At 71.4% G+C, this 13790-nt stretch carries 10 protein-coding genes; 8 read left to right on the top strand and 2 right to left on the bottom strand.

The window, feature by feature from the left end:
• Positions 1–53 precede the first annotated feature (53 nt).
• The 3 genes from AC3AGO_RS03285 to AC3AGO_RS03275 are packed head-to-tail and all read left to right on the top strand — an operon-like array spanning position 54 to position 3525.
• Positions 54–848, top strand: a complete 795-nt coding sequence (locus AC3AGO_RS03285; protein WP_487818568.1) for an IclR family transcriptional regulator — start codon at positions 54–56, stop codon at positions 846–848.
• Positions 845–1813, top strand: a complete 969-nt coding sequence (locus AC3AGO_RS03280; protein WP_487818567.1) for an AAA family ATPase — start codon at positions 845–847, stop codon at positions 1811–1813. The genes AC3AGO_RS03285 and AC3AGO_RS03280 overlap by 4 nt, the downstream gene beginning before the upstream one ends.
• Positions 1807–3525, top strand: a complete 1719-nt coding sequence (locus AC3AGO_RS03275; protein ID WP_487818566.1) for a cobaltochelatase CobT-related protein — start codon at positions 1807–1809, stop codon at positions 3523–3525. The genes AC3AGO_RS03280 and AC3AGO_RS03275 overlap by 7 nt, the downstream gene beginning before the upstream one ends.
• Before the next feature lie 112 nt (positions 3526–3637).
• On the opposite strand, the gene pdxR is transcribed toward AC3AGO_RS03275, so the two are convergent.
• On the bottom strand, positions 3638–5104 hold the full coding sequence (gene pdxR / locus AC3AGO_RS03270; RefSeq protein WP_487818565.1) for a MocR-like pyridoxine biosynthesis transcription factor PdxR: 1467 nt from the start codon (positions 5102–5104) through the stop codon (positions 3638–3640).
• A gap of 187 nt (positions 5105–5291) precedes the next feature.
• On the opposite strand from pdxR, the gene ald reads away from it, so the two are divergent.
• The 3 genes from ald to AC3AGO_RS03255 all read left to right on the top strand — a co-directional run bounded on the left by ald (position 5292) and on the right by AC3AGO_RS03255 (position 9752).
• Positions 5292–6407 carry an alanine dehydrogenase gene (gene ald / locus AC3AGO_RS03265; RefSeq protein WP_487818564.1) on the top strand — a complete coding sequence of 372 codons (1116 nt, stop codon included), beginning with the start codon at positions 5292–5294 and terminating at the stop codon, positions 6405–6407.
• 165 nt (positions 6408–6572) lie between these two features.
• A complete protein-coding gene (locus AC3AGO_RS03260) occupies positions 6573–7943 on the top strand; it encodes an aspartate aminotransferase family protein (RefSeq protein ID WP_487818563.1) in 1371 nt (456 codons plus the stop codon).
• Between the two features lie 159 nt (positions 7944–8102).
• Positions 8103–9752 (top strand): amino acid permease, encoded by a 1650-nt coding sequence (locus AC3AGO_RS03255; RefSeq protein WP_487818562.1) that lies wholly within the window; start codon positions 8103–8105, stop codon positions 9750–9752.
• Between the two features lie 102 nt (positions 9753–9854).
• On the opposite strand, the gene AC3AGO_RS03250 is transcribed toward AC3AGO_RS03255, so the two are convergent.
• The gene (locus AC3AGO_RS03250) at positions 9855–10763 is read right to left on the bottom strand and encodes an IclR family transcriptional regulator (protein ID WP_487818561.1); all 909 of its coding nucleotides are present in this window, start codon (positions 10761–10763) and stop codon (positions 9855–9857) included.
• 297 nt (positions 10764–11060) lie between these two features.
• Between AC3AGO_RS03250 and AC3AGO_RS03245 the strand changes: the two genes are divergently transcribed.
• Together AC3AGO_RS03245 and AC3AGO_RS03240 are read left to right on the top strand one after the other, a co-directional pair.
• Complete coding sequence (locus AC3AGO_RS03245) at positions 11061–12359, top strand: hydroxyacid-oxoacid transhydrogenase (protein WP_487818560.1); 1299 nt, start codon at positions 11061–11063, stop codon at positions 12357–12359.
• A 56-nt stretch (positions 12360–12415) separates the two neighbouring features.
• The gene (locus AC3AGO_RS03240) at positions 12416–13783 is read left to right on the top strand and encodes an MFS transporter (RefSeq protein WP_487818559.1); all 1368 of its coding nucleotides are present in this window, start codon (positions 12416–12418) and stop codon (positions 13781–13783) included.
• The last annotated feature ends 7 nt before the right edge of the window (positions 13784–13790 follow it).

Here is a 13790-nt window from a genome sequence, read left to right as displayed (position 1 = left end):
CCACCCGGCCCCACCGAGCCACCCACCCGCCCCGGCGGAAAGACGGAGAGAGCATGGACACCACACGCGAGCAGGAGGCCGCGCTCCAGGGCGACACGCCCACGATGCGGCTGTTCTCGCTGCTCGAACTGATAGCGGCGGAGGACCAACTGGTCACCCTGCAGCACCTGGTGGAAGAGACCGGGCTGCCCAAGCCCACGCTGCACCGCATGCTGCAGCAGCTGGAGTCGGCGGAGCTGCTGGTGCGCCAGAGCGACGGCCGCCACTACGGCACCGGCGCCCGGCTGCGCAGACTGGCCGAGAATCTGCTGCTCAACGCCACCCATCACGGCGCGCGGCACGCGGTTCTGCGCAGTCTGGTCGAGGAGCTGGGCGAGAGCTGCAACATCACGGCCCTGTCCGGCAACGAGGTCGTCTACCTCGACCGCGTCGAGACACCGGAGCCGCTGCGCTTCACGCTGGGGCCCGGCTCCCGCGTACCGGCGCACTGCTCGGCCAGCGGCAAGATGCTCCTGTCGCAGATGAGCGTCGCCCAGCGCCGCAAGCTGCTCGCGCACACTCCGCTGCGGCAGTGCACACCGAAGACGATCACCCAGCTCAGCGCGTTGGAGGACGAGTTCGCGCGCATCCGGCGGGACGGATTCGCGCTGGACGACGAGGAGTTCCTGCCCGGTCTGGTCTGCGTGGCCGTCCTGGTCCCGGCCTCCACGGGCCGCTCCAACCAGTGTGTCGCCGTGCAGGCCCCCGTCATGCGTCTCAACGTGGACAAGGCGCCGCTGCTGCTCCCCTCGCTGCAACGCGCGGCCGACCGTGTCGCCCGCGTCGACGCCGAGGGGGCGATGGTGTGAGCGACGACCGGCCCGACCTGGAACTCTCCGCCAAGGAACTGTTCGGCGTCGGCTCCGGCATGACGGTCCCCGCCTTCAGCCGGCCCACGGAGCACGTACCGGAAGCCGACCCCGCCTACCGCTTCCAGCCGGACGTGACCCTGGCGCTGCTCGCGGGCTTCACGCACAACCGGCGCGTACTCGTGCAGGGCCTGCACGGGACGGGCAAGTCCAGCCACATCGAGCAGGTGGCGGCCCGGCTCAACTGGCCCTGCGTGCGCGTCAACCTGGACGGCCACCTCAGCCGCCTCGACCTGGTGGGCAAGGACACCATCGTGCTGCGCGAGGGCAAACAGGTCACCCAGTTCCAGGAAGGCGTCCTGCCCTGGGCCGTCCAGCGGCCCGTTGCGCTGATCCTGGACGAGTACGACGCGGGCCGGCCCGAGGTGATGTTCGTCCTCCAGCGGCTGCTGGAGCGCGAGGGGAAGTTCACGCTGCTCGACCAGAACCGGGTGCTGACGCCGCACCCCTGCTTCCGGCTGTTCGCCACGGCGAACACCGTGGGACTCGGCGACCCCAGCGGCCTCTACCGGGGAGTGCAGCAGCTCAACCACGCCCAGATGGACCGCTGGGACCTCGTCGCGCATCTCGGCTACCTGCCCGAGGAGGAGGAACAGGCCATCGTGCACGGCCAGGTGCCCGAGCTGAGCGATACGTTCGGACCCGGACTGGCCGCCTCGATGGTGGCGTTGGCCGGACTGACCCGCAGCGGGTTCCGCGCCGGTGACCTCTCCACCCTCATGTCCCCGCGCACCGTGCTGACCTGGGCCCGGAACACCGTGCTGTTCGGGGACGCGGCACCGGCCTTCCGGCTCTCCTTCCTCAACAAGTGCGAGGAGGAGGAACAACCGCTGGTCGCCGAGTACTTCCAGCGCTGCTTCGACCGGGAACTGGCCACGGCCGGCGGCGCGGACGGCCAGTGGTGACCGCCCCGGCCGACGGCGCCGCGAGGGCCCGTCACGAACGCCTGACGGCGCTGTACGCGGCCACCGCCCGCGCGCTCGGCGACGTACCGGAGCTGACCCTGCGGGGCGGGCGGCCGTACCGCGGAGCACGGGCGCTCGCCGTACACGCCCCGCATGTCACCCCCTTCCCGCACGACGACCCGGCGTCCGGGCGCGGCGCGGCCGACGCGCTGGCCCTGCGGGTGAGCGCCACCGACCCGGTGCTGCACGCCCGGATGTGCCCCCAAGAGCCCGTGGCCCGGCTGCTGTTCGATGCCCTGGAGCAGTTCCGGGTCGAGGCGCGGCCGCCCGCCACCGTGCCCGGCGCGGCACGCAACGTGCGCCGGCGGTACGTACGCTGGGCGCGCTCCGTCCACCATCAGGGGCTCACCTCCACGCACGAGGGCCTGCTGCTCTACACCGCGCTGGAGATGTGCCGGGCCCGGCTGACCGGGCAGCCCGCGCTGGAGGAGACCGCCGGGCTGCTGGAGGAACCGCGCGGCGCCCTCGCCCCGCTGCTCGGCGCCGATCTGGCGGCCATGCGGCGGCACCTGGACGACCAGGCCGCTTTCGCACCGTACGCGCTGGCCGTCGCCGCCACCGTCACCCGGCAGCTCCCGCCGCGCCGGGCCGGCGTGCGCGGACACCGCGAGGACGCGGAGAACCGTTCGCCGCTCGCGCTTCTCCTGGAGGCCGTGGCGCCGTCGGGCCAGGACGCCGGGGCACACGGCGCACTCCCCGGTGAGGCCGCCGGCGGGCCCGGTGCCGCGGACGGCTACCGCGTCTTCACCCGGGCCTACGACAGGCAGTGCACGGCACGCCGGCTGGTGCGCCCCGAACTGGCCCGGGAGTACCGGGCCTTGCTCGACGCGCGAATTGCCCGGGAGGGCGTGCGCCCGGGACGGCTGACGCGCGCGCTGCGCGCCGCGCTGGCCGCACCGGTCCGGGAGGGCCGGCACACGGGGCGGGAGGAGGGAGTGGTCGACGGGCGGCTGCTGGCCCGGCTGGTGGCCTCGCCCGGCGAGCGGGCTGTCTTCCACCAGGAGCGCGACGTACCGCGCGCCGACGCCCTCGTGACGTTTCTGGTGGACTGCTCCGGCTCGATGAAGCGGCACAGGGAAGCGCTGGCCCTGTTCGTCGACGTCTGCGCACGTGCCCTGGAGAGCGCCGGCGCGGACTGCGAGATCCTGGGCTTCACCACGGGCGCCTGGAACGGCGGCCGGGCCCGGAGGGACTGGATCCGGGCAGGGCGGCCGGCGCACCCGGGACGTCTGAACGAACGCCTGCACGTGGTCTTCAAGGCTGCCGGCACCCCCTGGCGCAGGGCCCGACCGGACATCGCCGCACTGCTGCGGCCGGACCTGTACCGCGAGGGCGCGGACGGCGAGGCCGTCGAATGGGCCCACCGGCGCGCCCGCGCCGTGTCCGCGCGCCGCCGGGTGCTCGTCGTCCTCAGCGACGGCGGCCCGATGGACAGCGCCACCGCTCTGGCCAACGGGCCGGGGCTGCTCGACGAGCACCTCCAACAGGCCGTGTACGGCGTCGAGTCGGCGGCGGGCGGCGAGATCTGCGCGCTGGGCACGGGCGGTGACCTGAGCCCGTACTACAGCCGGTCCCGCACCGTGGACCTGGCCCGGGAGCAGGCCGCGGCGGCGGTCTCCGCGCTGCCGGAACTGCTCGCCCGGCGGCGGTGAGCGGCGGGTCCCCGGCGAGCGGCCACCTCGCCCACCTCGCCGACGAGCGCGGGCGCCTGGCTCACCGGGGCGGGCGTCGCGGCCCGCCCGACCCGGTGGCCCGGCCCGACTCTCAGCGGATCAACGCCTGTTCGACCAGTTCGCCCAGGATGCGGATGCCCGGGTCGATGGACGCGCGCTGCGGTGCCGCCAGGCCGATCCTGAAGTGGTTGGCGGGCGCCGGCTGCTCCAGGTAGTAGATGTCACCGCGTTCGATGAGCACTCCGCGCCGCTGCGCCAGCTCCGCCAGCCGGTGGCCGTCCAGTTCCGCGGGTCCTGTCATCCAGAGGCTGACGCCGCCGGGCGGCGGACTGCTGTGCCAGGGAAGGTACTTGTTGACGGCCGTGCACGCGTCCTCCCACTTGTGCATGAGCTGGGAGCGGTAGCGGCGCACGGCCCTGTGGTATTCGCCGGACTGGATGAGCAGCGCGAGCGCCCGCTGGGTGTGCCCCGAGGGGTGGCGTACCGAGTAGCGGCGTACGTCGCGCAGTTCGCGGATCAGGTCGCGGGAGCCGACGACGTAGCCGAGCCGCAGCCCGGGGGCGAGGAACTTCGAGAAGGTGCCGAGGTAGACCACCTGCCCGCTCTCGTCCAGGCCTTTCAGCGCGGGGGTGGGGCGCCCCTGGTAGCGGAACTCGCTGTCGTAGTCGTCCTCGACGACCACCGTGCCCGACTCGCGGACCAGGGAGAGGAGTTCGCGCCGTCTGCCGATGCTCAGGGTGACGTTGGTGGGGTGGTGGTGGCTGGGTGTCACGTGCAGCAGGTCCACGCCGTCCAGGCTGCCGGGCGGCTGCAGCCCCGATCCGTTGACGGGCAGGGGGCGCAGTACGGCACCGGCGCGCGCGAAGATGTGCCGGGCGTCCAGATAGCCGGGTTCCTCCACGGCCACCTGGGAGCCCGTGCCCAGCAGCGTCCGGCTCAGCAGGTCGAGGCCCTGCTGCGAGCCCACCGTGAAGAGGACCTCCTCGGGGGAGGCCCGTACGCCGCGCGCGGGCAGCAGTCTGTCGCACACCATCTCGGCCAGCAGCGGATCGTCGGCCGCGATGCTGTCCTGGAGGCTGAACTGCGCGTGCGGCGGGAAGAGCGCGTCGTTGAGCGCACGCGCCCACGCCCGGGCGGGGAAGGCCCGTACATCGACCTGCCCGGCGAGAAAGGGATGCGGATACCGCATCCAGTCGGGCTGCTTCTCGCTGTGCGGCAACGTGTCCCGGTGGCGGGGGAGTCGGCCCAGCCGGCCGCTCCAGTCGAAGGGCCCGACGGGTGCCGACTGCTCCCGGGCGCAGTATGGCCGCATCTCCGGGTTGATGAACAGCCCCTGCCGGGCCCGGCTTTCGACGAATCCCTCGGCTATGAGCTCCTGATACGCCGAGTTGACGGTGTTCCGGGAGATGCCGAGCTCGCTCGCGAGTTCACGGGAGGAGGGAAGTCTGCCGCTCGTCTCCACCGTTCCTACACCGATTCCGTGCTCAATGGCCTTGCGTATCTGGCGGTACAACGGCTCACCGGAATCCCGGTCCACCTCGATGAGCGTGCGCGGCATCAGCCCTCCCGTGTTTCCGCAGGGGTGTGAACGTGTTCGTGATTCACGCGGACTCAGCGCTGGTCCCTTCAAAGTTGCTGTTTCTGGCTCTTTTTCAAAGGCCAGCCGAATCCGCAATGTAAACCCATCGGCTGCCGCTGACGAGGTTTCCCGGCAGCTTTCCACCCACCGATGGGAGTGCATCACCGTGCGGATCGGCATCCCCCGTGAGGTCAAGAACAACGAGTACCGCGTGGCCATCACCCCTCCCGGAGTGCACGAACTCACCCGGGCAGGGCACACCGTGTACGTCGAGGAAGGCGCCGGGGCCGGCTCGTCGATCACCGACGCCGACTACAAGACGGCGGGCGCCAACGTCCTGCCGGACGCCGACGAGGTGTGGGGCGGGGCCGAGTTGGTCCTGAAGGTGAAGGAACCGCTCGCGCAGGAGTACCACCGCATGCGCCGCGGCCAGACCCTCTTCACGTACCTGCACTTGGCGGCGAACCGCGAGTGCACCGACGCCATGCTGGCCTCCGGGATCACCGGCCTCGCCTACGAGACCGTCCAGGCACCCGACGGTTCGCTGCCGCTGCTGTTCCCCATGTCGGAGGTGGCAGGCCGGCTCGCTCCGCAGGTCGGCGCCCACCACCTGACGCGGGCCGCCGGCGGACGCGGGGTGCTGATGGGCGGGGTCTCGGGGACGCACCCGGCCCGGGTCACCGTCCTGGGAGCCGGTGTGTCGGGCATGAACGTGGTCGCCGTCGCCACCGGCATGTGGGCCGACGTGACCCTGCTGGACAAGAACGTGGACAAGCTGCGGGCCGCCGACCGGATGTACCAGGGGAGGATCACCACGGTGGTGTCCAACTCCTTCGAGGTCGAACGCGCCGTCCGTGACGCCGACTTGGTGATCGGCGCGGTGCTGGTGCCCGGCGCCAAGGCGCCCAGGCTCGTCACCAACCGGATGGTCTCCGGCATGAAGCCCGGCGCTGTCCTGGTCGACATCGCCGTCGACCAGGGCGGCTGCTTCGAGGACACCCGCCCCACGACACACGCCGACCCCGTCTACCCGGTCCACGACTCGCTCTTCTACTGCGTGGCCAACATGCCCGGCGCCGTCCCCAACACCTCGACGTACGCCCTGACCAACGTGACGCTCCCGTACGCACTCGCCATCGCCAACAACGGCCTGGCCGCGGCGGCACGCGACGACGCCGCGCTGCGCGGCGGCATCAATGTGCACGACGGGCAGGTCACTTACCGGCCGGTGGCCGAGGCGCACGGCCTGGAGTGCGCCGGGGCCGAGGCGCTGCCGCTCTGACGGCCCCTCGATCAGGGGCGCGGGGAACGGCGCAAACCCCACGGCAGACCGCACAACTCAGCGGCGAGAAAGGCCGATCAGGGGCGCGGGGAACTGCGCAGACCCACCGCCAACCGCACCCGCGGCACCGCACCACACCAACAGCGAAACCCGCAGGAGGCACCGATGACCACCGATTCAGACCTGCGCGCTCAGGCCCAGCGGCACCTGGGCCAGCACTTCACCCGCCGGGACGTCTGGCAGAGCGACCAGCTCCCGCTGTTCGTCCGCAGTGAGGGCTGCCACCTCTACGACGACCGGGGGAACCGCTACCTCGACGGACTGGCCGGACTGTTCTGCGTGAACATGGGACACAGCCGCAGCGACATCGTCTCGGCCGCCGCCAAGCAGATGGAAGTTCTCCCGTACCACACCAACTGGGGCGCGGCGCACCCTCCTGCCGTCGAGGCGGCCCGCCTGATCGCCGAACTGGCGCCGGGCGACCTGGGCGTGACGTGGTTCGTCAACTCCGGCTCCGAGGCAGTGGAGACGGCGCTGAAGTTCGCCCGTCAGTACCACCGCAGCCAGGGCCGACCGGAACGCACCAAGATCATCAGCCGGCACATGTCGTACCACGGCGTCACCATGGGCGCCCTCTCCATCACCGGACTGCCCAAGATCCGCGAGCCGTTCACCCCCCTGCTGCCGGGCATCCGCCACGTGCCCAACACCCTTGGCGTCACCGGCGATCAGGGTGACGCTTCCGAGCTGGAGTGCGTACGCGCCATCGAGCAGGCCATCGTGGAAGAGGGCCCCGAGACTGTCGCCGCCGTCTTCGCCGAACCGGTGCAGAACGGCCGCGGCGCGCTGGTCCCGCCGGACGGCTACTGGCAGGAGCTGCGCCGCATCTGCGACCGGCACGGCGTACTGCTCGTCGCCGACGAAGTGATCTGCTCCTTCGGGCGGTTGGGCCACTTCTTCGGCAGCGGCCACTTCGGTGTCGTGCCCGACATGGTGACGTTCGCCAAGGGAGCCACCTCGGGGTATGCCCCGCTCGGCGGCATGATCGTGCGCGAGTCGCTCGTCGAGCGGCTCTACTCCTCCCCGCAGGGCGGCACCTTCACGCACGGCGCCACCTGGGGCGGCCATCCCGTCTCCACCGCCGTCGCCGTCGCCAACATCACGGCCATGCGCGACGAGGGCGTTCCCGAGCACGTGCGCTCCCTGGCGCCCGAACTGCGCGCGGGTCTTGAGGAGATCAAGGACCGGCACCGGGTGGTCGCCGACGTCCGCGGCATGGGTTTCTTCTACGCGCTGGAGTTCACCGCCGACCGGGAGACGGGACGCGCGCTCACCGACGAGGAGTCGGCGAGGATCCTGCGGGAGGTGCTGCCCGCCGCGTTCCGGAAGACGAACGTCCTGCTGCGGCCCGACGACCGCGGCGCCACGATGCTGATGATCTCCCCGCCGCTGGTCGCCGACCGCGAAGTGCTCGGCGAACTGCTCGCCGGAGTCGCCACGATGGTGGACGACGTCGAGAAGAGCCTGCACGGCTGACGACGACGGCTCCGGACAGGGGTGCGGCGGCGCACGGACCGTGCGCCGCCCGCCCGCACAGCGGTCCGTGCCGCTCCCTGGCCGGCACGGACCGCACGCGGACCGTACGTACGGACCCGCACGTACGCACGGGACCGCACGCGTACGCACGGACCGGCAGTGCGCACCCACCGGTCACCGCCCTCCGGCCGCCGGGGCAGCACCGTCACCGACCTGCCGAACAGCGTCCTCTACAACGGAGTTGAGATCCCTGTGCGAGAAGACGAACCAGCCGAGGCGGCGAACGGCCGAGCGCACGACGCGCCGGAAACGGACCGGCCCGCCGAGGCACAGGGGGCACCGGCCCTGCAGGGCGGGCTCAAACAGCGGCACATGTCGCTCATCGCGCTCGGCGGGGTGATCGGCGCCGGGCTGTTCGTCGGCAGCGGCGTCATCATCAGCGAGACCGGACCCGCTGTGATCATCTCCTTCCTGCTGGCCGGCGGGCTGGCCATTCTGCTGATGCGCATGCTCGGCGAAATGGCCGTCGCCCGGCCCGCGGTGGGCTCCTTCTACGCCTACGCCCGCCTCGCCCTCGGCCCCTGGGGCGGCTTCACCATCGGCTGGCTCTACTGGTACTTCTGGGTCAACGTCGTGGCGCTGGAGGCCGTCACCGGCGCCACCATCATCCACACGTGGCTGCCCGGCATCGAGTTGTGGATCATCAGCCTCGCTCTGATGCTGCTGCTCACGGCCGTCAACATGTTCTCGGTCAAGTCCTTCGGCGAGTTCGAGTACTGGTTCGCCTCACTGAAGGTCGCCGCCATCGTCGTCTTCCTCGTCGTCGGCGGGATCTTCGTCCTCGGCCTGTGGCCCGAGACCCACGCGGACGTGAGCAACCTGACCGCGCACGGCGGCTTCGCCCCGCACGGCATCGGCCCGATCCTCACCTCGGTCATCCCCGCCGTCGGCTTCTTCAGCGGCGCCGAGATCGCCGCCCTGGCCGCGGCCGAGTCGAACGAGCCGCGGCGCACGGTCGCCAAGGCCACCCGCTCGGTCGTCCTGCGCGTCCTGCTCTTCTACGTCGGCTCGATCGTGCTGATCGTGGCCGTGGTGCCGTGGGACGCCGCCGGCATGAAGTCGGGGCCGTACGTGGCCGCCCTGCGCCACATGGACATCCCGGCCGCCGGCACCGTCATGAACGTGCTGATCCTGCTCGCCGTCCTCTCGGCCCTCAACGCCGGGCTCTACAGCGCCTCGCGCATCACGTTCGCGCTCACGGGCAACCGGGACGCCCCGCAGGGCCTCATCCGGCTCAGCCGCAACGGCGTGCCGCGCCGCGCCATTCTGCTGGCCACGGTCCTGGGCTATGTCTCCGTCGCCTTCGCCTACATCTCGCCCGACACCGTCTTCGCCTTCATCATCCACTCCTACGGAGCGGTCGCCCTCTTCGTCTACCTCCTCATCGCGCTCTCCCAACTGCGCCTGCGCCGCAGGCTGGAGCGCGAGGACCCGGAGGCACTCAGCCTGAAGATGTGGGGCTATCCCTATCTGAGCTGGCTCACCATCGCCGGGATGGCCGCCGTCATCCTCACCATGGCCGTCATGCCCTCCACCCGCTCGGACTTCGCGGCAAGCCTGCTGATCCTCCTCACCGTGCTGGGCGCCTACGTGCTGCGACGGGCCCGGGTGCCCACCCCGCCCGTCTCGCTCCCCAACTCCCGTACCCCACCGGAGGACGGGCCCGCACCGGAGAACGAGCCCGTACGGGAACCGCCCCCGCACGACGGCACCCCGGTCCCCGAAGCCCGGTCGGGCCCGCCCTCCTGACGGGGCGCCAGGCGAGGGACGTACGCGGTGTGCGTACCGCCTCCTGAGCCGCGCGGCCGGCACCCGGCCGCGCGGCACCGGTACGCCACCGCCCCGCCCGTGCTACGCGTCGCCGACGTCCGGCGCGGGCACGGGCTTTGAGGGGCGCAGGGTCCGGTCCGAGGGCAGTACCGCGGCGACCTGCCCGGCCACTTCGGTCAGGCGCGGGGCCAGCGCGCGCATCCTGGTCTCCGGCAGCCGGACGGTCGGCACCTGGATCACCACCGCCGCCTGGGCACAACCGTCGGCGTCCAGTACGGGAGCGCCGATGCTGGAGACGCCCTCGACGTTCTCCTCGTTGTCGACGCTGTATCCGCGCTCCCGTGTGCGGACGAGCTCCTGGGCGAACTGCTCCCGCGTGCCGATGGTGTGCGCGGTGACGGCGGGCAGCGTGTCCGGAAGCCCGTCCGCGTACGTGCGGGTGTCCGGGGCGAAAGCCGTCAGGACCTTGCCCGATGCCGTGGCGTACAGCGGAAAGCGCGCGCCGGGATGCTGCTCGAAACGGAGCGGCTGCGTCGAGGGCACCCGCAGCACCACGACGGACTCGGCGCCCTCCCGCACCGCGAGGTTGACCGACTCCTCGGTCTCCGCGCCGAGTTGCCTGAGCAGCGGCATCGCCCGGTCGACGCCCAGCGTCCGCTGCGCCGCCTGCCCGAGCAGGATCGCGGTGCTGCCGAGGAAGTATCCGTCGGTCGCCGGGTTGCGCGTGAGGAGCCCCTCGGCCGTCAGCGCCCCGACGACCCGGTGCGCGGTCCCGGGCGTCAGGCCGAGCCGCGTGACGATCTCCGTGACCTGTACGTCGCCTTCCGCCTCGACGAACAGGCGCAGCACCGCCATTGCTCTGCCGATGGCCTGGGTGCCGGCCGGAAGGTCGGGAATCCTCGCCGTCCGCTCGGACGGGCCGTCCGTGGTGTCACCGGACCGGCGCGGCCCCGGGACTGCTTCGTGTGGGTAAGGGGTTCCGGCTGCCACCGTGCTCCCTCCGTTTCCGCTTCGACCTGGCCTTCCGCGCAGCCTACCGGTGCCGCGCGGCCGGGCCCGTACGCCCGTACCGCCCTCCCCGTAGGGGTGAACTCCCTTCGCCAGAACGCGCGTTGAGGCTCCCGTCGGCAGAAAAAGTGGGCGCTGCACACCCGTTGACGGTGGATGACCCCCCTCCCTAACGTAACGGCATCCACATTGTGGATCCGCTTCCATATCTTGCCAGGCGTGCTTCCGCCGCCTGAGCCCCCGGCTCCCACGCCCTCCTCGGTCCGCACCACAGCCACCATGGATGGAGCTCTCATGCCGCAGTACGACCAACCCACCGAGACCGTCTTCACCTGGGCCGCGCCGTCGCTCAAGTTCGGGCTCGGCGCCATCGCCGAACTCGGCGACGACCTGCACGCGCTCGGTGTCGGCAACGTCCTGGTCATCACCGACCCCGGCGTCGCGGCCGGCGGTACGCCCGACCGCATCGCCCACGCGGCGAAGGAGGCCGGCCTGGAGGTCACCGTCTTCGACGGCGTCGCCGTGGAGCCCACGGACGCCAGCATCGAGGAGGCGGTCGCCTTCGCCCGGTCCGGCTCCTGGGACGGCTACGTCGCCGTGGGCGGCGGCTCGGCCATGGACACCGCCAAGGCGGTCAATCTGCTGACCAGTCACGACGGCACACTCATGGACTACATCGCCCCGCCCATCGGCGGCGGCAGGGTCCCCGACCAGCCGCTCAAGCCCCTGATCGCGGTGCCCACGACGGCCGGAACGGGCTCGGAGGCGACCAGCATCTGCGTCGTCGACCTGCTCAACCTGCGCCTCAAAGCGGGCATCAGCCACCCCCGGCTGCGCCCCGCACTCGCCGTCGTCGACCCGCTGACGAGCATGTCCGTGCCGCCCGAAGTCACCGCCGCGAGTGGCATGGACGTGCTGACCCACGCGGCGGAGAGCTACACGGCGCTCTCCTTCGACGCCCGCCCTGCCTTCCCCAACGCCGCGGCGCGCGCCGCCTTCTGCGGCGCCAACCCGATCAGCGACGTGTGGTGCGAGAAGGCCATGGAACTCGTCGGCACCCACCTGCGGCGGGCGGTGATGAACGGCAGCGACCTCTCCGCGCGCTACGGCATGGCGTACGCCTCCGCCGTCACCGGCATGGGTTTCGGCAACGCGGGCACGCACATCCCGCACGCCAACGCCTATCCCATCGCCGGAGCCGTCGAGGACTACCAGCCCGCCGGCTACCCCGAGATGCCGATGGTGCCGCACGGCCAGGCCGTGGCCTCCACGGCGATGGCCGCCTTCCGCTACACCTATCCCTCGAACCCGCAGCGCCACCTCAAGGCCGCCGAACTGATCGGCGGACGCCCGGTGGACCCGGACGAGGGCGCGGAAGCACTGCCCCGCGTCCTGCGGGACCTGCTGTGCGACATCGGCATGCCCAACGGCATCAGCGCCTTCGGCTACACCGAGAGCCACCTCGACAGGCTGGTGTCGGGAACCATGCAGCAGTCCCGCCAACTGTCCGTCGTACCCCGCCCGTTGACGCACGAGGCGGCCGGACGGATCTTCCGCGAATCGCTGCGCAACTGGTGACGCCGATGCCGCAGCCAGACCGACCCTCCGCGCCCCCGACCCGGGAGCAGCCACCCATGCAGCAGGCATCGGCAGCCCAGTCCTCCGCGCCACCGCAGCCCTCGACCCGCAAGGTCGCGCTGGCCGGCGCGATCGGCACCACCATCGAGTGGTACGACTTCTTCCTCTACGGGACAGCGGCGGGCATCGTCTTCGACCGGCTCTTCTTCCCCACCTTCGACAGCACGGTCGGCACGCTCATCGCCTTCTCCGCCTTCGCCATCGGCTTCCTCGCCCGTCCGCTCGGCGCCGTGATCTTCGGCCACTTCGGAGACCGGGTGGGCCGCAGAGCCACCCTGATCACCACCATGCTCATCATGGGGGCGAGCACCACCCTCATCGGCATGCTGCCCACCTACGAGAGCATCGGCGCCTGGGCGCCTCTCGCCCTCGTCCTCCTGCGCCTCGTCCAGGGCATCGGTATCGGCGGCGACTGGGGCGGCGCCGTGCTGATGTCCGTGGAACACGCCCCCGAGGGCCGCAAGGGCTACTTCGGAAGCTGGCCCCAGATCGGCGTACCGGCCGGACTCATGCTGGGCACCGGCGTGTTCGCGCTGCTCTCCAGCACGCTCAGCAGCGAGCAGTTCCTCTCCTGGGGATGGCGGATCGCCTTCCTGCTCAGCGCCGTCCTCGTCCTGATCGGGCTGTGGCTGCGCCTCCAGATCGTCGAGACCCCGACGTTCCAGTCCGTACAGAAGGAGAACGCCGCAGCGCGGATACCCATCGTCCAGCTCCTGCGCACCTCCAAGCTCAACCTCCTGCTGGGCATGGGCACGCGCATGGCCGAAGGGAGCGCCTTCAACACCTGGGGCGTCTTCGTCATCGCCTACGCCACCGGCCAGTTGGGAGTGCCCAGAACGCACGTCCTGCTCGGCGTCATGGCCGCCTCGGCAGTGTGCGTGCCCATGATCCCCCTGTGGGGCCATCTGTCCGACCGCGCCGGACGGCTGCGGACCTACGGCCTGGGAACCGTCCTCTTCGGCCTGTCCGCCTATCCGGCCTTCGCCCTGTTCAACACCGGCTCGACGCTCGTCATCGGCGCCACCCTCATCGTGACGCTGGGCCTCTTCTACGGGGCGATGTACGGGCCCCAACCTGCGCTGTACGCCGAACTGTTCGCGCCGAACGTCCGCTACAGCGGCGTGTCCTGCGTCTACCAGGTCTCCGGCGTCCTCGCCAGCGGGCTGACCCCGCTCATCCTCACCGCGCTGCTCGCCTCGGCCCACGGCAGCCCCTGGCTCCTGAGCCTCTACGTCGTGGCCATGGCCGCTCTCAGCCTGGGCTCGGTCATCCTCATCGCCGTCCTGCGGCGCAGAGACATCGTCCACGATCCCGGACCGCCGGAGTCCGAAGAGTCCCTGCCCGCCGCGACAGCCCGTACGTGAGGTGCCG

It is taken from the genome of Streptomyces sp. BL1 (assembly GCF_057628045.1).
Note: the sequence above shows the minus strand (reverse complement) of the source record. Positions and strands in the feature narration are given on the sequence as shown.

Excerpts from the sequence above, each read along its gene's own strand:
- AC3AGO_RS03285 (WP_487818568.1), top strand. The coding sequence starts at position 54 with ATGGACACCACACGCGAGCAGGAGGCCGCGCTCCAGGGCGACACGCCC.
- AC3AGO_RS03260 (WP_487818563.1), top strand. The coding sequence starts at position 6,573 with ATGACCACCGATTCAGACCTGCGCGCTCAGGCCCAGCGGCACCTGGGC.
- pdxR (WP_487818565.1), bottom strand. The coding sequence starts at position 5,104 with ATGCCGCGCACGCTCATCGAGGTGGACCGGGATTCCGGTGAGCCGTTG.
- AC3AGO_RS03240 (WP_487818559.1), top strand. The coding sequence starts at position 12,416 with ATGCAGCAGGCATCGGCAGCCCAGTCCTCCGCGCCACCGCAGCCCTCG.
- AC3AGO_RS03245 (WP_487818560.1), top strand. The coding sequence starts at position 11,061 with ATGGATGGAGCTCTCATGCCGCAGTACGACCAACCCACCGAGACCGTC.